Below are 19497 nucleotides of genomic sequence, written 5' to 3' on the forward strand. Positions count from 1 at the left end.
CCGATCTTGCGACCCCATACCCACGGCCGACGAACGGTCATGCAAACACTTCGCCAGATCCGCGTCCCGGCGCTCGTCGCGCTGGCGCTGCTCGCCTACGTCGCGGCGGCCCCGGCGCAACTCAACACCAAAGCGAACATCGCGGTAACGAAGCACAACCTGTCGGCAAGCGGCCCGGAGACGACGAAGGCGACGGCGGAGGACCAGATCTGCGTGTTCTGTCACACGCCGCATGCCGCCAACACGTCGGCGCCGGCGCCGCTGTGGAACCGCAAGCTGTCGAGCGCGACCTACACCCCGTACACGTCGAACTCGCTCGACACGGAAAGGATCCTCGGCGCGCTGTCGCAGCCGGGGGGCAGTTCCAAGCTGTGCCTCTCGTGCCATGACGGCACGATGGCGCTGGGAACCGTCGGAGTGCTCGACGGCAGATCCGACCCGGCTGCCGTAGCAGGCCTTACCGGCACGATGCCCGCGGGCGCCGGCGCGACGTCGGGCTTCACGCGCAACCTCGGCATCGACCTGCGCAACGATCATCCGATCTCGTTCAGGTTCGACACCCCTCTCGCCACCTCGGACGGCGAATTGCGCGACCCCCCGTACTCGGCCGGCGGCAAAACCGTCGTCGGACAACGCAGCAGCGCCGTGCGGCCCATGCTGCCGCTCGACCACGAAGGCAAGGTGCAATGTACGAGTTGCCACGACCCGCACCTCGAGGCGAGCAAGTTCCTCCGCCTGAACCGGCTGCAGAAGAATGCGGCTCCCGGCACGACCTTCAACCCGTCCAACGACCAGATCTGTCTCGGTTGTCACAACAAGCTCGGCGCGAGCTGGTCGAACTCCGCGCACGCGAGTTCGACCGTTGCGGACGAGACCTACACTCTCGACGCGGCGACCCGACGCGAATTTCCGACCGGAACGAAGGCGTGGGAAGCGGCCTGTCTCAACTGTCACGACACCCACGCGGTGCAGGGATCGCGCCGCCTGTTGCGCGAAGGAGTGGCCGGCAGCTCGGATGGGACGACCTCCGGCAGCTTCAGCGGCGGCTTCAGCGGTGAGCCCGCCGGCTCCTCGGCGATCGAGGAAACCTGCTACCAGTGCCATCAGGGCGGCGCGAGCAAGGTGATCGACGTCGGGAACGGCTCCGTGCCGAACATCAAGAGCGAATTCGCTCGCACGCGGCGGATGCCGATCACGACGTCCGAGCAGGGCAACGGCCTGGCGACGACCGAGCGCCACGACATCTCCGACGCCAACTTCATCGAAACGCCGGACAAGCTCGGCCTTGGCAACCACGCGACCCGTCATGCCGAATGCACCGACTGCCACAACCCGCATCGCGTGATCCGCAACAGCCTCTTCACGGGTCAGCCGGGCGATGCGAACAGCAACAGCCGCACGCACACCGCGGGCGGGACGAGCGGCCTCAAGGGCGCGGACGGGAACGTGGCATCGGGCGTGCTGCGCGGCGCCTGGGGCGTCGAGCCCACGTACGGGATCGTCACGTCATGGCCGCAGGTACCGACCTACACCGTGAAAAGCGGCGATCCGGGGACGAACCCGAGCACCGCGCGCACGCAGCCCTACCTGACGCGTGAATACCAGCTGTGCTTCAAGTGCCATTCCGATTACAGCGGCACCGCCGGGGGCAACATGCCTGCACTCGGCTACACCGGCGGGACACCCGCTGGGACGATGGGACTCAACCGCTACACGAACGTCGCCGCCGAATTCGCCGTCAATGCGACCGACCCCCCGACCAGCGGCCGCGACCAGGGTGAGCTCGGCAACGGCACGACGTTCGAACCCAGCGACACGAACCACCGCTCGTGGCATCCCGTCATGATGCCGACCGGCCGGACCCCGCAGGAGCGCACGAACAGCACGACCGTCGGCGCGTTCTCGAACATCCGCGCGCCGTTCAATACGCACGACAACGTCGGCTACCAGACGATGCACTGTTCGGACTGCCACGGCGCGAATGCGACCGGTCTCAGCGAACCGACGGTGCAGGGTCCGCACGGGTCGAACAACGATTTCCTGCTGAAGGGCGTCTGGAGCAACGCGGTCAAGCCGAATACCGTCGATGCGACGAACAGCGACAACTCGATCTGCGGCCGTTGCCACAACCCGGCGAACACCGCGGGCGGTTTCCGCAACGGTGACGCGAGCCACAGCTTCTCGTCGAAGCAGGCTTCGTCCTGCACGAGCTGCCATATCGCGATTCCGCACGGCTGGAAGAACAAGGCCTTCCTCGTGAACCTCGCGTGCGTGCAGCGTGAAGGCGGCGCGGGGTATAGCGACGCGTGCACGAACGTCTCGGGCACGACCCGCGTGACCATCGAGCCCTACTACTATCGCGCGATCCTGCGGATCAAGACCTGGTCGCGCAGCACCGCGTGGCAGATCGGCAGTTGCGGCAGCAGCGGCAGCGACTCGGAAAACTGGATGAGCAGCACCTGTGAGAACGGTGGAAGCTGATGCTCTCCCTCGCGCGCGGCGCCTGCTCGTCGGACTCGCATCGCCGCGGTGGACCGTCGCCATCTTCGTGCTGCTCGGCGCCGGCGCGCTCGCGGTCGCCGAAGCGGGATGGAATCCGACCGCCGTCATGTTGCCGCCGTTCGCTCTGCTCGGCGTCAACCTCGCCGCGTCGGTCGCGACGAATGCGCGCTTTCGGCGCGACCTGCCGCTGCTCGTCTTCCATCTCGCACTCGTCGCGCTCGTGATTCTCTTCACGATCGCGCGACTGACCTACTTCGAAGGAACAACGACGCTGACCGCCGACACCGAATTCGATCACACGCTGCTGACCGAGGCACGCGGCCCGCTTCACCCGGGTCGCTTGTCGACGCTGCGCTTCGCGAACGAGGGATTCACCGAGAGATTCCCCGAGCGCGGCGACTACCACGCAACCTACAACGCGGTGCGCTGGTGGGACGACGCGGGCCGCAGCGAAGTCGCCGAGATCGGCGACGACACGCCTCTCGTGCTCGACGGCTACCGCATCTACACGTCCGCGCGGCGCGGGTTCTCGCCGGTATTCCGCTGGCAACCGGCCGCAGGCAACGTCGAATACGGCACCGTGCAATTGCAGGAAGTCGATGGCGGCGGCTACGCGCCGGCGAGCGCGTGGCCGCTGCCCGCGGGCCCGGAAGTCTGGGTCATGCTCGATTTCGACCGTCTGCCCGAGCCTCAGTCGGGCGAACGGTCCGGACTCGGCGCGGCCGGGATGCCCCACCATCTCGTGCTGCGCGTCGGGGACGAGCGTCGGGAGCTGCGACCCGGCGAGACCGCCGAACTCGACGGCGGAAAGCTGACCTACACCGGCCTCGGTTCGTGGATGGGCTACCGCATCATCTACGACCCGACGAAGCCATGGCTCGTCGCGACCACGATCGTCGCGATCGCAAGCCTGTTGTGGTTTTATGCCCGGCTGCTGCGGCGCCGGCCTTCGCAGGAGAACTCCAAGTGACGCGCTGCCTCCCCCTCGTCCTCGGCCTGCTGCTGTGCGCCGGAGCGCAGGCGCAAAGCGGCCCGCGGACCTGGATCGAACCGCAAACCGGCCTGCCCTTCGTCTGGGTTCCGAAAGGCTGCTTCCAAATGGGGACCGACGAGGAGGTGGCGCTGCCGGCGGACACGATGTTCCAGCATTTGCGCGCCACGCCCGACCTCGCCGCGGACGAGCATCCGCGCCATGAGGTTTGCGTCGACGGCTTCTGGATCAGCCGGTACGAAACGCGCAATCGCGACTGGCAGCGCGTGATGCACGCAAAGGTGTCACCCGGCAAGCCGGATCAGCCCGTCACCAGCGTGAGCTGGGAGCAGGCGCGCAATTTCGCCAAGCGCCTCACCGCCGCCCACGCGGACAAGTTCCGCTTCCGCCTGCCGACGGAAGCCGAATGGGAATACGCGTGTCGCGGCGGTGCCGCCGAGGAGCCGGCCCCGAGCGGACGCGAAGCCGTCGGATACGCGTGGTACAACCGGAACGAAGACGGCGACGCCTCGCCGCGCCCGGTCGGGAAGCTCGCGGCGAACGGATTCGGGCTGCACGACATGCTCGGCAACGTCTGGGAATGGACCGACGACAGCTACGCCACCGACGCCTACGCGCGGCACGCGCTGTTCAACCCGCGCGCCGCGGACCCGGCGGGCGAGCGCGTGATCCGCGGCGGCAGCCATCGCTCCGAGGTGATGCACATGCGCTGCGGGAACCGCAGCCGGTATGCGCCCGGCGACGCGCTCCCGACCATCGGCTTCCGCCTCGTCCGCAGTGAATAGGACCACGATGCGTTTCCTCCTGATCTCCCTCGCGGTGCTCGTCGCCGCCCCCGCCGGGGCGGCCGCTCCAGCCCCGCTGCCGCGCGAAGTGATCGCGAACGGCGTCGAGTTCGTGCTCGTGCCCGAAGGATGGTTCTGGTACTCGGTCGAGACCGGCGACATCACGCAGCTTGCTGCCGGCGAGCCGCGGTTTCGCGACGTGCGCGTGTGGCTCGACAGCTTCTACATCGGCAAGTACGAGGCGCGGGCGCGCGACTTCGAGCGTTTCATGAATTCCGGCGTCACGCGCTTCGCCAAGCAGTACAAGGACGGCGAGACCGAGGGCTGCGGAGTCCAGCGCGCGAAGGACGGCCGCTACTTTCTCGTCGAGCCCGAACGCGACCTCCCGGTCACGCATCTGTCCTGGCAGCTCGCGGACGAGTTCTCGCGCTGGATGGGCTTTCGCCTGCCGAGCGAGGCCGAATGGGAAAAGGCCGCGCGCGGCACCGACCGGCGCACCTGGCCGTGGGGCGACGAGTACTCGGACGACACGTACGCGGGCTTCTCGTTCGACGCCGCGTGCAATCCGATGCCGGTGACGGCTTATCCGAAAGGCCGGTCGCCGCACGGCGCGTACAACATGGCGGGAAACGTCTTCGAGTACGTGGCCGACTGGTACAGCATGGCGTTCGACGCCGCGCTGCAGGACGGCATGCGCAACCCGCCGCTGGCCCTACACGGCTCGATGCGCAAGGATCTCGACGAGCCGATGAAGATCCTGAAAGGCGGACGCTGGGGCTCGGAGCCGCAGGCGATCTCGGTGTCCGAGCGCCGTTTGCGCAAGCCGAGCGGAACGTTCATCTGCTACGGTACGCGCTTCGCGCTCGACGCGGGAACGCTGCGCGCGATGCTGGCCCGCGGTAGCGCGAAGGTCGTTCAGCCATGACCGCCGCCACCGCTGCTTGCGAAAGTCGGCGCAGCGCGAGGCGCCCGCGCGATGTCCGCGCGCTCGCGTTCGTGTTCGTCGCGATCTCGATCGCGTCGCTCGCGTATCTCGTGACGCTGCTGCCGAGCCGTGGGGTCGCCGGATCGACGAAGGCGGTCGCCGACCAAGGCACCAAAGGCGCATTTTCCGGCCTCGAGGCCGCACCCGCGCGGCGCGTGCCGGAAACGCCGCCGGCAGCCGCACCGCTCGCCGACCCGCGCGTCGATCCGGAGGGCCACGTCCGTCAGGCGCGCGCGCAACAGGCCGCCGCACTGCTGGCCGAGGCCGAAACGATGATCGACGCCGGGCGATTCGCGGACGCGGTCGAGCAGATCAACCGCGCCGGGCCGCTCGCCCCGGACGACCCGCGTGCATACGTGCAGATGGGGCGCGCGCTGCAGGGCCAGGGCGACGCGGCCGGAGCGCGCTTCTACTACGAGCGGGCGATCGACCTCGACCCGCGCTTCGCCGACGCCTATTTCGGCTTCGCGTCCGCATCGGAGGACTTGGGCGAACTCGACGCGGCGCTCGGCGGGATGCGCAGCTTCCTGCATGTCGTGGACAACCCCGATCCGTACCGGCTGAAAGTCGCGCAGGCCCGCTCGGCGATCTGGGAATGGGAAGCACAACTCGGACGCGGCCCGTGGGGTCCGACACGCGGCATCCCGCCCGGCTTTACCGCCGAGGAAGTGAAACGCGACGGACGCGGCGTCGGCGTCAAGATGCAGCGCCCTGAAACGGCCCGCGCGGACGGCACGATGGAATACGAAATCAAGGCGGGCGACCGCTTCCCGGAACTGTTCAAGCCATGAACCTCGTCGCGATCGAACTCGGTACATTCTGGTCGGCGCTCGTCGCCTATGCGCTCGCGACCGCGGTGGCGATGTGGGCGCTCGTGTTCCGGCGCCGACCCGAGCGCACGCTGCTCGCGCTGATGTCCGTCGGCCTGCTGCTGCACACCGCCGCGATCGGCGCGCGCTGGACGCGTGTCGGCCATCTGCCGGTCGGCAACATGTTCGAGATGCTCTCGGCAAACGTCTGGGGCCTGATGGCGGCGGTCGTCGTCGGCTACGCGCTGCTGCCGCGCGTGCGCGCCTTCGCCGCGGTCGTGCTGCCGCTCGTGATGATGGTGATGGGCTGGATGCTGCTGCCGCCGATGGAGGTCACGTCGTTGCCGCCGACCTACGACACCGTGTGGCTCTTCATCCATATCGCGTTCATCAAGCTGTTCCTCGGCGCGGCGCTGATCGCGCTCGGTATCGCCGGAATCATCCTGCTGCGCGAACGCGGCATCGGCGGCGACCGCTTTGCGACGCTTCCCGCCGACGCGGTGCTCGATGAAACGGCGCATCGCTGCATGGCACTGGCGCTGATCTTCGATACGCTCGGCATCGTCGCCGGCGCGATCTGGGCGCAGGACGCCTGGGGCCACTACTGGTCGTGGGACCCGCTCGAAGTCTGGTCGCTCGTGACCTGGCTGTGCATCGGCCTGACGCTGCACCTGCGCGCCTCGTTCCGGACCCGGCCGCGAACCAACGCCATCCTGATCATCGTGACGTTCGCCGTCGCGTTCTTCACCTTTTTCGGCATTCCCTTCGTTTCGCGCGCGCTGCACAAAGGGGCGATCTGACTACGCCCCGCGCTAGGACGAGCCCGCTCATGAAAATCGTCGTCGTCGTCCCCACCTACAACGAACGGCCCAACATCGCGCCACTCGTCGAACGTACCCGAGCGGCTTGCGCCCGGCTTCCGCACGTCGTGGCGCTGCTGGTCGTCGACGACGGATCGCCCGACGGCACGGCCGACGCGGTAAGACGGCTGCAGCGCGACGCCTCGGATGTTCATCTGCTCGAAGGCCGCAAGGCGGGCCTCGGCGACGCCTACCTGCGCGGCATCGGGCATGCCGTGGATCACCTCGGCGCGGACGTCGTCGTTCAGATGGACGCGGACTTGTCGCATCGGCCCGAGGACATCCCGAGACTGGTCGCGGCACTCGAAGAGGGTGCGGAGTTCGCGATCGGCAGCCGCTACGTCGACGGCTGCCGGGTGCCGCACGATTGGCCGCTGCTGCGCCGGCTGAACTCGCATTGGGGCAACCACGTCGCCCGGCGCCTGGCGAAGCTCGGCGCAATCAATGACTGCACCGCCGGATTCCGCGCGATCCGTACGCCGCTCGTTCGCGAGATGCGGCCGGAACGGCTGCGCGTGACCGGCTTCGCCCTGATGGTCGCAATGCTTCACGAAGCCCACCTGCTCGGCGCCCGGATCCGCGAGATCCCGGTCGAATATGTCGCGCGCACGCACGGAAAATCGAAGCTGCGCGTCTTCGATGTCGCCGAGTTCATTTTTCATGCGTTCACGATCCGGCTGAATCGCGCACCGGTGCAGCACCGCAAAAGACGCATCCGCGCAGACGGACGAGTCTTCAATCCCGCGAGAACCTCGCAGCGATGAACAACGAATCGATACCGAGGACTGTCGCCGCAGCGGGCGGCCTTGCCTTCGTCGGGCTGCCGGCGCTCCTGACCGCGTGGGTTCTGCTCGCGGATTACGGCGCATTCTTCTGGGACGCACGGACCTTCCCCTGCGGTCTCGAAGCGATGCTGTCGACCGGGAATCCGAACGCGTATCTCGACCCCGCCTACCCCGGAAGCTGCGCCGGTTATCGCTTCCAGTACATGTCGGCGCCCGGGGTCACGCGGCTGCTCGCCGATGTCGTCGACGTCATCGGGATGAAGGCGTTGGCCGTCGGCTACGGGGCCTTGTACGCCGCCTCGCTCGTCGCGCTCGCGTGGACCGTGGCACGCGATAACCGCGGGTCGCCACTGGTGCCGGCGCTGTTCTTCCTGACGCTGTCGTGCGGAATTTTCGTGTTCGAGACGTCGTCGGGCAACCTGTCGATCGTCTTCGCCGGCCTCGTCAGCATCGCGGTGCTGAAGCTCGACGAAGGCACCTGGCCGGCGGTCGCGCTGTGCGTCGTCGCGGCGCTGTTCAAGCCGCATTACGCGCTCTATCTGCTGATCCCGTTCGTCGCGCGGCGCGATGTTCTCGGCGCGTCGTTCGGCGCCGCCGCCGTTTCGCTCTGGTACGCAGCCGACGCCGTGCTGCACCCCGGCGAATTCTCCGCGTGGCTCGAGCTGATCCTGCCGATCGTGCATGCCGAGCCGCATTTCGGTTTCATGCGGCTGATGCAGGTCGCCGGCTATGCGCAGGGCGACTGGACGATCCTCGCGCTCGCCTATCTGGCCTGGTGCGCCTTCCTGCTCGTGCTGACGCTGCGCGTCTGCAATCGGCTGACCTCGGCGGTGGACCGCGGCTTCGCCGCGCTCGCCTGCGTGACGCTGATGCTGCCCCGCCTGAAGGAATACGACTGCCTCGTGCTCGTTCCGCTGTTCTTCTGGCTGGCGCACGGACTGCCGCCGCCCGCCCGGAGCCGGCTGTACCGGCTGGTCGTTTCGGTCGGCTTCGTCGCTCCCGCGCTCTTGTGGTGGATTCGCAAGCTGCCGCTGGCCGTCGATTCTTCGACCGTCACGCTCAGGGCGATTGCCGACATCCCGTGGCTGCTGCAGGCCCAAGGCATTTTCCTGGTCGCAGCGATGGCCATCGTTTTCGCCACGATGGTCGTCGCAGCGGGGCCGTCGGCGTCGGTGCAAGGCCGCGATCGGCCGTTCCCCGAAAACGACGACGGCGGTCGCACCTCGCCGCCTGACATCGCCCTAGTCGCCGTCGAGCGGCCGGGCAGCACGTAACGCGGGCGCGCGCAGCCGGCCGGCGCATACGTCCGCGATCCGCCTCAGATGCGTATCGGTCAGCCCTTCGTGCAACGGAAGCTGGATCGCGTGCGCCGCGACGTCGCGTGCAACCGGACACTCCGCGGCGCGCCCGAGATCACCGCAATAATCCGCGACCTCCGAACCAATCCCGGCGTCGATTCCGGCTGCGAGCAAGTCGCGCCGCAACCCGTCCGCGCTGCCGTCGGTGAGCCGGACGAAGAAGTATCCGTTTTCGCCACGCTCGACGCTCGCCGCGGCGCGTTCGCCGAGCAGCGCCGCGAGCTTGCGCGCCATGTCGCGGCGCACGGCAACGCGCGCATCGAGGCTGTCGAGCAGGCGCAACCCGATCTGCGCCTGAAGCCCGAAGTAGCGGGACGCGGTCGGACGCGCGCGATCCTGCATCGACCGATAGGCGCGCTCGACGACGCGGCCGACGCGGGGGTCGGCGAACGCGGTGGCCACGAGTCGCGCCGCCGGAGTGACCAGTACCGCGTGCTCGGCCAGTCCGAGCGCGAGGCGCCGCGCGAGCGGGAACAGCGGCTGCGCGAGATTCCGCAGCGCGTCGCCAACGCGCGCGTCCACTTCCCGGTGCGGCGTCAGGACCGCACCGCCGCCGAACGTATTGATCGGCTTGAGCAGGTCGAAACTGAGGATCGCGCCGTCGCCGAAAGTCCCGACCGGACGCCCGCCGATACGGGTTCCGAGTGCTTGGGCGCAGTCCTCGACGAGCAGCAATCCCGATCGCCTCGCGAGGCGTGCGAGCCCTTCGACATCGCCGCCGCGACCGAAAAGATGCGTCGCGAGGATCGCGCGCGTCGCGGGACCAATGCGATCGCGCGCCGCCTGCGGATCGAGGTTGAACGTCTGCGGATCGATGTCGACCGGTACCGGCACGTAGCCGGCGTGCTGCAGGAGTTCGATCAGCGCTTTCAGCGTATAGGCGGGAACCAGGATCTCGTCGCCCGGCCGCAGCCCGAGCGCCTCGAGCAGGACGAGCAGCCCGATGCGACCGGAGTTCACCGTGCGCACATGGGCGATCCCGTGATACGCCGAGAGCGCCTGCTCGAACTGCCGCACGGGCCTGGGGTCGGCGACCCGACCTCGCAGCCAGGCGCGGGCAATGTCGCGCAGCTCGCCGCGATACATGAGATAGCGGCGACGGGGAATGAAGCCGCTCATCGCAGGAAGAACATCGTCTCGCGCAGCAACTGCGGCAACTGCCCCGTCAGCGTGCGCAGATCCATCCGCAGACTCGGTTCGGCGGTGCCGACGTTCCAGCACCGGTGCCGGCAGTCGACCACCCGCCGCCTCAGCACATCCATCATCGGCGAGCGCCACGCCCCCGCGAGCCCGCCGTCGCGACGGACGTTAAGTCCCGCATGATGGTCATAGCACGGGAACACATTGCCGGACGGGTCGATGTACGCGTAGAAGAAGCCCGCAAAGCAGCGGTGCTCCACACGGCCGCGAAAGTGATCCGGGACGGAGCGCAGGAAGCGCTGCGAATTCGTGATCATTCCGTGCTCGCGCGCGAACGCGAGCACGCGCTCGACCTCGTCCCGCAGCGCCGGCAGGTCCTGCGGCGCCACGGCGTATCCTCGCGCGTCGTCCCGCGAGCCGAAGCGGTGCTGCAGGTTGTCGTGCACCGGCGTGAAGCGCACCGTGCGCACGCCGAGATCGCAGGCGAGTCGCATCACGCCGAGCATGTCGCAGAAATTGTGCGCCGTGACGGTGAAGGTGAAACCGAGCCGGACATGGGGCGCATGGCGGGCCAAGTGGCGCGCGGCGGCCACCACGCGGTCGAAACACGTGAGGCCGCGCAATTCGTCGTGCGTCGTGCGGCGATGGCTGTCGAGCGACAGCACCAGCGCCAGATGGCGATGCGCCGCCAGACGCTCGCGTCGCGCCGGCGTCAGCAGCGAGCCGTTGCTGTGCACGAGCGAGGTGATGCCGTAACCATCGATATGTCCGATGACCTCTTCCGCATCCGTGCGCAGGAAGGGTTCGCCGCCGCCGAGACTGATGACGAGGGCACCGAGCGCCGCCGCGTCGTCGATCACCGCGCGCAACTCGTCGGTCGACAGGGCAGATTCGTTCGCCGGGTAATGGGTCGGATACGCGCACATGCCGCAGCGGGCGTTGCAGGAGACCGTCGTGTCGATCGCGAGCAGCGGCAGGCTCTGCGGCGCGCGAAGGGCGCGGCGGGCCGTCTGCACGTCGACGAATTGGCGCAGCATCCGTGCAGCAAGCGCAATCGACGAACGGCGGACTGCGGCATCGGGGGGTGTCATTTTCGGGAGCGAGATCGCCAACGCGGATCCGATGGCCCACCGACGCGACGCTGGAGGGCTTGAAGCAAATGAGCGGCGGAAGTTACCCGAAGGATCCGGCCGGCACAAGGCTGCACGAATTCCCCGCGCTGCAATCCGTGCGCTCCGTCATGGACAGGTCCTGCGGAATCGGTGAACATCGCGCGCTGCCAATGATCCCGTCCCACCATCAGGGACATTTCCGCGGACGTACCGGTCGTCCGCAGCCCGACCCGACGATGACGTCACGCGCACGACCGCCAGAAAGCAGAGCCGCACTCATCGTCACGCTATGGCTCGTCGTCATCGGCTATCTCGGATTCGTCGCCTTTACGCACGTCGAAGGCCGCGCCCGGGCCGAGCGCGGCGAGACGCCGCTCTTCACCGACTACACCCCGACCTATGCCGCATCTATGCTCGTACGCGAGATGCCGCCGGAGTATCTCTACGACCCGAAAAGCATGACCCTCGCAGGCCGCCGCGCCGCGCACGCGATGTATGACGGCATCAACGACGAGCAGGCGCGCCGCGTCGGTTTCGCGCCGTGGATGTATCCGCCGACCTTCATCCTGCTGATCGCCCCGCTCGCCTATCTGCCTTACATGCTGTCGTGGCTCGCGTGGCTCGGCGTCACCGCGTTGCCCTATGTCGCGGCCGTCCGCCGCATCCTGCCGGCCCGGCTCGCGTGGCCGTTCGCGTTCGCGGCGCCGCCGGTGTTCTTCAACGTGATGTACGGGCAGACGGGATTTCTCAGCGCCGGGCTGATCGGGCTCGGCCTCGCGCTGCTCGCGCGGCGGCCGATTGCGGCCGGCGTTCTGATCGGGCTCGCGAGCGTGAAGCCGCATTTCGGCGTACTGATTCCGCTCGCGTTCATCGCCGGGGGCCAGTGGCGCGCCTTCGCATCGGCCGCGGCGACCGTGTTCGCGACGATCGTCGCGAGCGTGCTCGCGTTCGGCGACGACCCGTGGTTCGCCTTCATCGGCACCTCGCTGTTCCATCTCGACGGCTTTGCTGCCGGCGCCTTCAACTTCGTGCCGATGACGACCGTGCTGTCCGGGGCCCACATGGCAGGTTGGTCGATGGAGGCGGCCTGGACCGCGCAGTATGCGGCCGCCGCCGCAGTCGCCGGACTCGTCGCGTGGGGGTGGTGGCGCGGCCGCCGCCATCCCGAAACGCTCGGACTGCAGGCCGCGATCCTGTGCGTCGCGACGCCGCTAGCGCTGCCGATGACCTACCTGTACGACCTCGTCCTGGTCGTCCCGGCCGCCGCGTGGCTCTGGGCCGACATGCGCGAGCGCGGCGCGGCGCGGGCGGAAGCCGTCGCGCTCGCCGCTGCGATGGCCGCGCTGCTGCCGGTCAAGTTTATCGCCGCGACGTTTGGTATCCAGTTCGGTCCCCTGATCCTCGCAGTCCTCCTCGCACTCGCGACGCGCCGCTACCGGCGTGCGCTTGCGGCGAATGTTCCCGCGACCGCTGCCCCCGCCTGAATCCGTCACCGCCGACCCGCATGTCACTCCAGGAAGTCTTCCGCCAACTCACCGCCCGCCTCGAAGCCGCGGTGCTCGGCCAGCCACGGCTCATCGAGCGGCTGCTCATCGGCCTTCTCGCGGACGGCCACCTGCTCGTCGAAGGCGCACCCGGCCTCGCGAAGACCCGCGCGATCCGCAGCCTCGCGGCAATGATCGCGGCCGACTTCCACCGCATCCAGTTCACGCCGGACCTGCTCCCCGCCGATCTGACCGGCACCGAGATCTTCCGCCCGCAGGACGGCAGCTTTCATTTCGAGCGCGGACCGCTGTTCCATCACCTGCTGCTCGCCGACGAGATCAACCGCGCGCCGGCTAAGGTGCAGTCGGCGCTGCTCGAAGCGATGGGCGAGCGCCAGATCACGGTCGGTCAGACGAGCTTTCCGCTGCCGGGACTGTTCCTCGTGATGGCGACGCAGAACCCGGTCGAGCACGAAGGCACCTATCCGCTGCCCGAAGCGCAGCTCGACCGTTTTCTGCTGCACGTGCGCGTGGATTACCCCGACGCGGCCACCGAGCGCGAAATCCTGCGTCTCGCGCGGGATGAAGCGCGGGGCGAGCTCGAACCGTCCGCGGCCCCGGCGACGCTGCCGACATTGACCCAAACGGAGATTTTCGCGGCGCGCCGCGCGGTCCTCGACCTGCACCTGGCCCCCGAGCTGGAGGACTACATCGTCCGGCTCGTCGCCGCGACCCGTGCGCCGGAGACCTTCGGCGCCGACCTCGACGCGCGCGTGCGTTTCGGCGCCAGCCCCCGGGGCACGATTGCGCTCGAACGCTGCGCGCGGGCCCGCGCCTGGCTCCACGGGCGCGACTACGTGTCCCCCGCGGACATCCAGGCGCTCGCGCCCGACGTGCTGCGCCACCGCATCGTGCCGAGTTGGGAAGCGCAATCGACAGGGGACAGCGTCGACGCGCTCGTCGACGCGCTGCTCGAACGCGTGCCGGTGCCATGAAGGCCGCGTGGTCGCGCTGGTTCGGCCCGCCCCCCGCGCCGGTCGACGCCGCGCCGGACCCGGCCGTCCCGTCGCTTGCCGAGCTCGTCGCGCTGCGTCGGCGCCTCGCCGCTTGCGCCAGCCCGTGGTTCGACGTGGGGCCTGCGGCCGCCGTCGCGCCCGCTCCCGGCCTGCACCGCACGCGCGAAGCCGGTCGCGGCATGGAGTTCGCCGAACTGCGTTCCTACCAGCGCGGCGACAACGTGCGCAGCATCGACTGGCGTCACACCGCGAAGCGCGGCCGGCCGTACACGAAAGTGTTCCATGCCGAGCGCGAACGCCCGATGTTGCTGCTGATCGATCGACAAGCGTCGATGCGCTTCGGCACCCGCGTCGCCTTCAAGTCGGTGATCGCGTCCCGCGCGGCGGCGCTGCTTGCGTGGTCCGCCGCCGAGGCGGGCGACAGCGTCGGCGCGGTCCTGTGCGATGCCGACGGCTATCGTGTCGTCCCGCCGCGGTCGCGGCAGCGCGGCGCGTTCGAACTGATGCGGGCGCTGGCAACGGACGGCGGGGTCGACGGTGCGCGCCGTGCGATGCCATCGAGCAGCGATGCGGGTGCGCAGCGCGATCCGAACCTGGAGCTACCGGCGAACACGGCGCGGTTCGCCGCATCGGGGGCCGGTTTTCCCGACGCGCTGCGCACGCTGCAACGTACCGCGCGCGCGGGCGGCGCCGTCGTCGTCTTCAGCGATTTCCACAAGCTCGATGCCGGCGCGCAGACGGCCCTCGCGGCGCTCGCCGGGCGCGGGTCGCTCGCGCTCGTCCACGTGTTCGACCCGCTCGAGGCCGAACCGCCGCCGCCCGGCGTGTACCGGATTGCGGACGCGCGTGGGGAGCGCGTCCTCGACCTGCGTCCCGCGGCCGCGCGTGCCGCGTACGGTCAGCAGTTTCAAGAGCGCCGCGCCGCCCTCGTGGCACTCGCCCGACGTCTTCGCGCAGCACTGATCCCGCTCTCCGCCATAGACGACCCGATGCGCGTCCTGCACGCGCTCGGCAACGGCCACTTTCCTCAGGCTCCGCGCTGGCCACGGCCGCGCTCGAATCCGGCATGACGGCGCCGACGCTCGACGGCCTGCGGGACCTCCACCTTCCACCCGAACCCGGCCTGTGGCCGCCGGCTCCCGGAGCTTGGCTCGCCGTGGCGGCCCTCGCGCTGGTCATCGCGGTCCTCGCACGCCGGCAGATCCGAAGGCGACCGCTCCGCATCGCGTTGCGCGAAGCCGACCGTATCGCCGCGGGATGGCGGCACCACGCCGATCCGGTGCGACTCCCGGGCGAGCTGTCGCGACTGTTACGTCGTTACGCGGCGTGGCGTTTTCCGCAAAGCCGGGTCGCCGGCCTCGTCGGTCCGGCATGGCTGGCGTTTCTCGACGAGCACGGTGGCAATGGCGAATTCCGGGGCGGCCTCGGCGCGCTGCTCGATTCGCTGCCTTACCGGCGGCCGACGCGATCCGATGCGGACGCGGCGCTCCACGACGCCGATTGCGAAGCGTTGACGGCCCTCGTCCGTCGCTGGCTGAAGGCGAACGCGCCATGACGTTCGCGTGGCCGTGGATGTTCCTTCTGCTGCCGCTCCCGTGGCTGGTGCGCCGCTGGGTCCCGCCGGCCGCAGCGGACGTCACGCTGCGGGTGCCGTCGGCAGACGATTTCGCGACCGCGACGCCGGATCATGAAGCGCCTGGCGCCGGCCCGGCGCCAGGCTCGCGATCGGGACCGTGGCTGGCGCTGGCGATCTGGCTTCTGCTCGTCGTTGCTGCGGCGCGGCCGCAATGGATCGACGAGGAAGCGCCGATGCCGGTCAGCGGGCGCGACCTGATGATCGCAGTCGACGTCTCCGCGAGCATGGCGACACGCGATCTTCGACTCGACGGCCAGCCGCTCGAACGCCTGCTCGTCGCGCGCACCCTCGCGAGCGACTTCATCGCCCGGCGCGACGGTGACCGCGTCGGCCTGATCGTCTTCGGCGACCGCGCGTATCTCCACACGCCGCTGACCTTCGATCTCGCCGCGGTACGCGCGGCGCTCGCGACCACCGCCGTCGGACTGGCGGGACGCGAAACCGCGCTCGGCGATGCGATCGCGCTCGCGGCCGCAAAGCAAAGCGAACCCGGCAACACCGACAACGTGCTGATCCTGCTGACCGACGGCGCCAACACGAGCGGAAATCTCGACCCTGTGCAGGCCGCGTGGATCGCGGCCCGCGCAAAGCTGCGAATCCACGCGGTCGGGCTCGGCGCACCGGCGAGCGCTCCGATAACCGACGATGGGGATGTCGCAGCGTCGTCCGAGCTCGATGAGGACACGCTGCGCCGCATCGCCGAACAGACGGGCGGCAGCTATCACCGCGCGACGAATGCCGACGCGCTCGACGCCTTCTACCGGCTCATCGGCGAGCTCGAACCCGTCACGCGTGACGCCTCGCTGCGGCCGGCCCGGGAACTTCATCCGTGGCCGCTCGCACTCGCGCTCGGGCTCTTCGCCTGGCTCGCGCTGAGGCGGCTTCGCCGCGATACCGCATGACTGCAATCGACGAACTGCTCGCGACGCTGGTGACGATCGAGTTGCTGCGCCCGGCCTGGTTGCTGGCGCTGGCGCCGCTAGCGCTGCTGCTGGCGAAACTCACGCAGCGGCAGCACGACGCGGGCGGCTGGCGCGCGGTCGTCGCCCCGCACTTGCTGCCGCACGTGACGATCCCCGGCTCGCCGAGCGCGCGGCGCCTCGCGCTCGGCCTCTCCGGCGCCGGCCTGGTTGCCGCCGTCATTGCGCTCGCCGGACCGGCGCTGCCGCAGACGGCGGAACTCGCCTATCGCAACGGTGCAGCGCGCGTGTTCGTCGTCGATCTGTCGCCGGCGATGAGCGCAGGTGAAGGCGGCGACCGGCGCATCGAGCGCGTACGGCTGAAACTCCTCGCCCTGCTGCAGGCCGCAGCGCCGGGACAGACCGCGCTGATCGCGTACGCCGAGGAGCCCTACCTCGTCGCGCCGCCAACGACCGACGCCGCGACCGTTGCATTGCTCGTCCCCGAACTCGAGCCCGAAATCGTCCCGCTTGCCGGCGACCGCCCGGAACGCGCGCTGCAGATGGCCGCGGACGTCCTCGCGCGCAGCGGCGGACCCGGCGGCGATGTCATATGGCTCACCTCGAACCGGGAACCTTCGGCCACCGTTGCGAAGGCCGCCATCGAGCTCGCCGAGCGCAATCTCAGTCTGTCCGTCCTCGACGCCGCCGACCCGTCCGCGGTGTCGCAGCCCGCGGCAGCGGCGTTACAGCGCGCAGCGGAAGCGACCGGCGGCGTATACCTTGCGCTGCGCGCCGACGGCGACGATGTGCGCCGGCTGGCCGCGAGACTCGACGGCGGTGAGGCGGCGATTGCCGCGGCGCATCGCGTCGCGCGGCCGCGCGAGATCGGCGTGTGGCTGCTGCCGCTGCTGCTACCGCTCGCCGCGCTCGCGTTCCGCCGCGGCGTGCTGCTGGCGCTTGTCGTCCCGCTGCTGCTCGTGCCCCCGGTGGCCGATGCCGCGGATTTCGCCGCTCTGTGGCTGAACCGTGACCGTCAGGCGGCGCGCTTGCTCGCTGCGGGCGATCCGACGCGCGCTGCCGAGCTGTTCGCCGATCCACGCTGGCGAGCAGTGGCAAATTACCGCACGGGCCGTTTCGAGGAAGCCGCCACCCTTCTCGCGCCGTTCGACGACGCGGATTCGCATTACAACCGCGGCAACGCGCTCGCCCGTCTCGATCGCCTCGACGAAGCGCTCGCGGCTTTCGACGCAGCGCTGCGCTTGCGGCCCGGCGACGAGGACACCGTGTATAACCGTGATCTCGTGCGGGAACGACTCGCACGGCACAACGACACGCTCCCTCCGCGCGAGCAGGACTCCGACCGCGACGACAGCGCGGCGCCCCCGGCACCGCGACATTCCGCGCCGCCAAATCCCGCGAACGGCGGGCCCGCCCACCCTTCCGCGGCCGCGTCCAGCGGCGCACAAGCAAACGTCGATCGCCCTCCGCCACTCTCGGCGTCCGAGCCGCCGGCAAACACGGCGCCGAAAGCCGAAGGCGCTGCCGATCCGCGACGCATGGCACGCGGTCAAAGGGATCCGCGACGCGAAGCGGATCTGCTTGCCGACCAGTGGCTGCGCCGCGTCCCGCACGACCCGGGCGGCCTGCTGCAGCGCAAGCTCGCGCTGGAACATCAACGCCGCGAAGCGGGGGAGTTGCCGCGGCCATGGCGATGATGTTCCCGCATCTCATCGGCTTCATCACGCTCGTCGCGCTGCTCGCGACGGGCGCCAGCAGTGCGCTGCCGTCTGCCGCGGCTCCTCAGCCTGGGCTGCCGGCGCCCGCTCATGCGGCGACACCGAAGACCGGCGCAACCGATCTCTGGCTAGAAGCCGCCTTCGAACCCGCCGAAATCTACGTGCAGGCCCAGGCGATCTATACCTTGCGGTTGTATCAGGCCTCCGACGTGCGCGAGCTGCGGCTCGAAGTGCCCGCGCCGGCGCTCGGCGAACTTCGGCCGCTCGGCGAGGACCGGGTGCATGAAACGACACGAAACGGGCGCCGCTACCGCGTCACCGAGCGGCGGTTTGCGGTCTTTCCGTTCGCGAGCGGCGAGTTCGCCCTGCCCGGCGCACGAGCCGTCGGCACGGTTGCCGTACCCGGTGCCCTGCCCGGGGCGCGCGCGGCGCTCGAGATCGTCGCGCCGCAGGTTGCTCTGTCGGTGTTGCCGATTCCGCCCGACGCAGCGCCCGACACGTGGCTTCCGGCACGCGCGCTTTCGCTTGCCGAGACGTGGACACCGACGGCCGCCGAGCTTCACACGGGGGAAGCGGTGCAGCGCACGATCCGGATCGAGGCACACGGGCTCGACGCGGCGCAACTGCCGCCGCCCGACTTGCGCGTCGAGGGGGTGTCCGTGCATCCGGCACCGCCGCGACTTGAAAACCGCTTCGACGGTGAATGGAATGTCGGCATCCGCGAGCAGAGCTGGCGCATCGTCCCGTCGCGTGCCGGCGAACTGACTGTGCCGGAAGTGCAGGTTCACTGGTGGGATGCAGCGGCAGGCCAGCCACGGCTCGCGATCCTGCCGGCGCGAACGTTTTCGGTCGTCGGCAATGCCGACCTGCGGGGAGCTGCCGAAGTGCCGAACGCCGTGGAGACGAAGCCGGCGTCGACGGCCGTTGCGCCGGGGGAGGACTTCGACGGCGCCGACCTCCAGCCCGCCGCAAGCCGAATCGGAATCCGCCTGCCGCCCGCGGCGGCAATCTTCGCGGCGCTCAGCGCGTCCCTTGCATGGCTGCTGCGGCGCGCGTGGCAACGGGATGCGCCGTGGCGCGCGTTGCGTGCAGCCTGCCGTCGCAACGACCCGCGCGCGACGCGCGACGCGCTACTCGCCTGTGACCCACAGGGTTGGCCAATTCGACCCCCGCGCTCGCTCGCAGAATTCGCCGCTCACGTTCCGGACCCGGGCGCGCGCGACGCGATCAGGGCGCTCGACCGCCATCTTTACGGCATGCCCGCCGAGCGCTGGGACGGACGCCGCCTGCTCGCGTGCATCCCGACCTTGAGGACGAAAGCGCGCTTCAGGCCGACATCCCGCCCCGGCGCCTTGCCTCCGCTGTATCCGGATTGAAGCGCGGCCGGGAGAAGCGT

17 protein-coding genes are annotated in these 19497 nt (G+C 69.5%); 15 read left to right on the forward strand and 2 right to left on the reverse strand.

Annotated features, from left to right (window positions below):
• Positions 1-39: 39 nt before the first annotated feature.
• From ROZ37_RS06755 to ROZ37_RS06790, 8 genes are read left to right on the forward strand one after another with little or no spacing between them, the layout of a single operon-like run.
• Positions 40-2481, forward strand: a complete 2442-nt coding sequence (locus tag ROZ37_RS06755) for a cytochrome c3 family protein (RefSeq protein WP_312658445.1) — start codon at positions 40-42, stop codon at positions 2479-2481.
• Positions 2471-3472, forward strand: coding sequence for a cytochrome c biogenesis protein ResB (locus ROZ37_RS06760; protein WP_312658446.1), 1002 nt, complete (start codon positions 2471-2473; stop codon positions 3470-3472). The genes ROZ37_RS06755 and ROZ37_RS06760 overlap by 11 nt, the downstream gene beginning before the upstream one ends.
• Positions 3469-4278 (forward strand): SUMF1/EgtB/PvdO family nonheme iron enzyme, encoded by an 810-nt coding sequence (locus tag ROZ37_RS06765; protein WP_312658447.1) that lies wholly within the window; start codon positions 3469-3471, stop codon positions 4276-4278. Before ROZ37_RS06760 ends, ROZ37_RS06765 begins: the two co-directional genes overlap by 4 nt.
• 7 nt (positions 4279-4285) lie before the next feature.
• The gene (locus ROZ37_RS06770; protein ID WP_312658448.1) at positions 4286-5203 is read left to right on the forward strand and encodes an SUMF1/EgtB/PvdO family nonheme iron enzyme; all 918 of its coding nucleotides are present in this window, start codon (positions 4286-4288) and stop codon (positions 5201-5203) included.
• Positions 5200-6054 (forward strand): tetratricopeptide repeat protein, encoded by an 855-nt coding sequence (locus ROZ37_RS06775; protein WP_312658449.1) that lies wholly within the window; start codon positions 5200-5202, stop codon positions 6052-6054. The genes ROZ37_RS06770 and ROZ37_RS06775 overlap by 4 nt, the downstream gene beginning before the upstream one ends.
• Complete coding sequence (ccsA, locus tag ROZ37_RS06780) at positions 6051-6872, forward strand: cytochrome c biogenesis protein CcsA (RefSeq protein WP_312658450.1); 822 nt, start codon at positions 6051-6053, stop codon at positions 6870-6872. Before ROZ37_RS06775 ends, ccsA begins: the two co-directional genes overlap by 4 nt.
• Before the next feature lie 29 nt (positions 6873-6901).
• A complete protein-coding gene (locus ROZ37_RS06785; protein ID WP_312658451.1) occupies positions 6902-7696 on the forward strand; it encodes a polyprenol monophosphomannose synthase in 795 nt (264 codons plus the stop codon).
• Complete coding sequence (locus ROZ37_RS06790) at positions 7693-8991, forward strand: glycosyltransferase 87 family protein (protein ID WP_312658452.1); 1299 nt, start codon at positions 7693-7695, stop codon at positions 8989-8991. Before ROZ37_RS06785 ends, ROZ37_RS06790 begins: the two co-directional genes overlap by 4 nt.
• On the opposite strand, the gene ROZ37_RS06795 is transcribed toward ROZ37_RS06790, so the two are convergent.
• Both ROZ37_RS06795 and ROZ37_RS06800 read right to left on the reverse strand, forming a co-directional pair.
• On the reverse strand, positions 8959-10194 hold the full coding sequence (locus tag ROZ37_RS06795) for an aminotransferase class I/II-fold pyridoxal phosphate-dependent enzyme (RefSeq protein WP_312658453.1): 1236 nt from the start codon (positions 10192-10194) through the stop codon (positions 8959-8961). The two genes, ROZ37_RS06790 and ROZ37_RS06795, sit on opposite strands and share 33 nt — an antisense overlap.
• The gene (locus tag ROZ37_RS06800; protein ID WP_312658454.1) at positions 10191-11306 is read right to left on the reverse strand and encodes a radical SAM protein; all 1116 of its coding nucleotides are present in this window, start codon (positions 11304-11306) and stop codon (positions 10191-10193) included. The genes ROZ37_RS06795 and ROZ37_RS06800 overlap by 4 nt, the downstream gene beginning before the upstream one ends.
• Before the next feature lie 257 nt (positions 11307-11563).
• Between ROZ37_RS06800 and ROZ37_RS06805 the strand changes: the two genes are divergently transcribed.
• The 7 genes from ROZ37_RS06805 to ROZ37_RS06835 are packed head-to-tail and all read left to right on the forward strand — an operon-like array spanning position 11564 to position 19477.
• Entirely contained in the window at positions 11564-12811 is a 1248-nt protein-coding gene (locus tag ROZ37_RS06805) for a glycosyltransferase family 87 protein (RefSeq protein WP_312658455.1), read from the forward strand.
• A gap of 20 nt (positions 12812-12831) precedes the next feature.
• Entirely contained in the window at positions 12832-13806 is a 975-nt protein-coding gene (locus ROZ37_RS06810) for a MoxR family ATPase (protein WP_312658456.1), read from the forward strand.
• Positions 13803-14897: a DUF58 domain-containing protein gene (locus ROZ37_RS06815; protein ID WP_312658457.1), complete on the forward strand. Its 1095-nt coding sequence runs from the start codon at positions 13803-13805 to the stop codon at positions 14895-14897. Before ROZ37_RS06810 ends, ROZ37_RS06815 begins: the two co-directional genes overlap by 4 nt.
• Positions 14894-15382, forward strand: a complete 489-nt coding sequence (locus ROZ37_RS06820) for a DUF4381 domain-containing protein (RefSeq protein ID WP_312658459.1) — start codon at positions 14894-14896, stop codon at positions 15380-15382. The genes ROZ37_RS06815 and ROZ37_RS06820 overlap by 4 nt, the downstream gene beginning before the upstream one ends.
• A complete protein-coding gene (locus ROZ37_RS06825; protein ID WP_312658460.1) occupies positions 15379-16365 on the forward strand; it encodes a VWA domain-containing protein in 987 nt (328 codons plus the stop codon). The genes ROZ37_RS06820 and ROZ37_RS06825 overlap by 4 nt, the downstream gene beginning before the upstream one ends.
• The gene (locus tag ROZ37_RS06830; protein WP_312658461.1) at positions 16362-18080 is read left to right on the forward strand and encodes a VWA domain-containing protein; all 1719 of its coding nucleotides are present in this window, start codon (positions 16362-16364) and stop codon (positions 18078-18080) included. Before ROZ37_RS06825 ends, ROZ37_RS06830 begins: the two co-directional genes overlap by 4 nt.
• A complete protein-coding gene (locus tag ROZ37_RS06835) occupies positions 18071-19477 on the forward strand; it encodes a hypothetical protein (RefSeq protein WP_312658462.1) in 1407 nt (468 codons plus the stop codon). The genes ROZ37_RS06830 and ROZ37_RS06835 overlap by 10 nt, the downstream gene beginning before the upstream one ends.
• Positions 19478-19497 lie beyond the last annotated feature (20 nt).

The organism is Aromatoleum sp., from assembly GCF_032027225.1.
Taxonomy (GTDB): domain Bacteria; phylum Pseudomonadota; class Gammaproteobacteria; order Burkholderiales; family Rhodocyclaceae; genus Aromatoleum.

Bases quoted from the DNA above. Each gene is read 5' to 3' on its own strand.
- ROZ37_RS06755 (WP_312658445.1), top strand. From the start codon at position 40: ATGCAAACACTTCGCCAGATCCGCGTCCCGGCGCTCGTCGCGCTGGCG.
- ROZ37_RS06770 (WP_312658448.1), top strand. From the start codon at position 4,286: ATGCGTTTCCTCCTGATCTCCCTCGCGGTGCTCGTCGCCGCCCCCGCC.
- ROZ37_RS06775 (WP_312658449.1), top strand. From the start codon at position 5,200: ATGACCGCCGCCACCGCTGCTTGCGAAAGTCGGCGCAGCGCGAGGCGC.
- ccsA (WP_312658450.1), top strand. From the start codon at position 6,051: ATGAACCTCGTCGCGATCGAACTCGGTACATTCTGGTCGGCGCTCGTC.
- ROZ37_RS06785 (WP_312658451.1), top strand. From the start codon at position 6,902: ATGAAAATCGTCGTCGTCGTCCCCACCTACAACGAACGGCCCAACATC.
- ROZ37_RS06790 (WP_312658452.1), top strand. From the start codon at position 7,693: ATGAACAACGAATCGATACCGAGGACTGTCGCCGCAGCGGGCGGCCTT.
- ROZ37_RS06795 (WP_312658453.1), bottom strand. From the start codon at position 10,194: ATGAGCGGCTTCATTCCCCGTCGCCGCTATCTCATGTATCGCGGCGAG.
- ROZ37_RS06800 (WP_312658454.1), bottom strand. From the start codon at position 11,306: ATGACACCCCCCGATGCCGCAGTCCGCCGTTCGTCGATTGCGCTTGCT.
- ROZ37_RS06805 (WP_312658455.1), top strand. From the start codon at position 11,564: ATGACGTCACGCGCACGACCGCCAGAAAGCAGAGCCGCACTCATCGTC.
- ROZ37_RS06810 (WP_312658456.1), top strand. From the start codon at position 12,832: ATGTCACTCCAGGAAGTCTTCCGCCAACTCACCGCCCGCCTCGAAGCC.
- ROZ37_RS06815 (WP_312658457.1), top strand. From the start codon at position 13,803: ATGAAGGCCGCGTGGTCGCGCTGGTTCGGCCCGCCCCCCGCGCCGGTC.
- ROZ37_RS06820 (WP_312658459.1), top strand. From the start codon at position 14,894: ATGACGGCGCCGACGCTCGACGGCCTGCGGGACCTCCACCTTCCACCC.
- ROZ37_RS06825 (WP_312658460.1), top strand. From the start codon at position 15,379: ATGACGTTCGCGTGGCCGTGGATGTTCCTTCTGCTGCCGCTCCCGTGG.
- ROZ37_RS06830 (WP_312658461.1), top strand. From the start codon at position 16,362: ATGACTGCAATCGACGAACTGCTCGCGACGCTGGTGACGATCGAGTTG.
- ROZ37_RS06835 (WP_312658462.1), top strand. From the start codon at position 18,071: ATGGCGATGATGTTCCCGCATCTCATCGGCTTCATCACGCTCGTCGCG.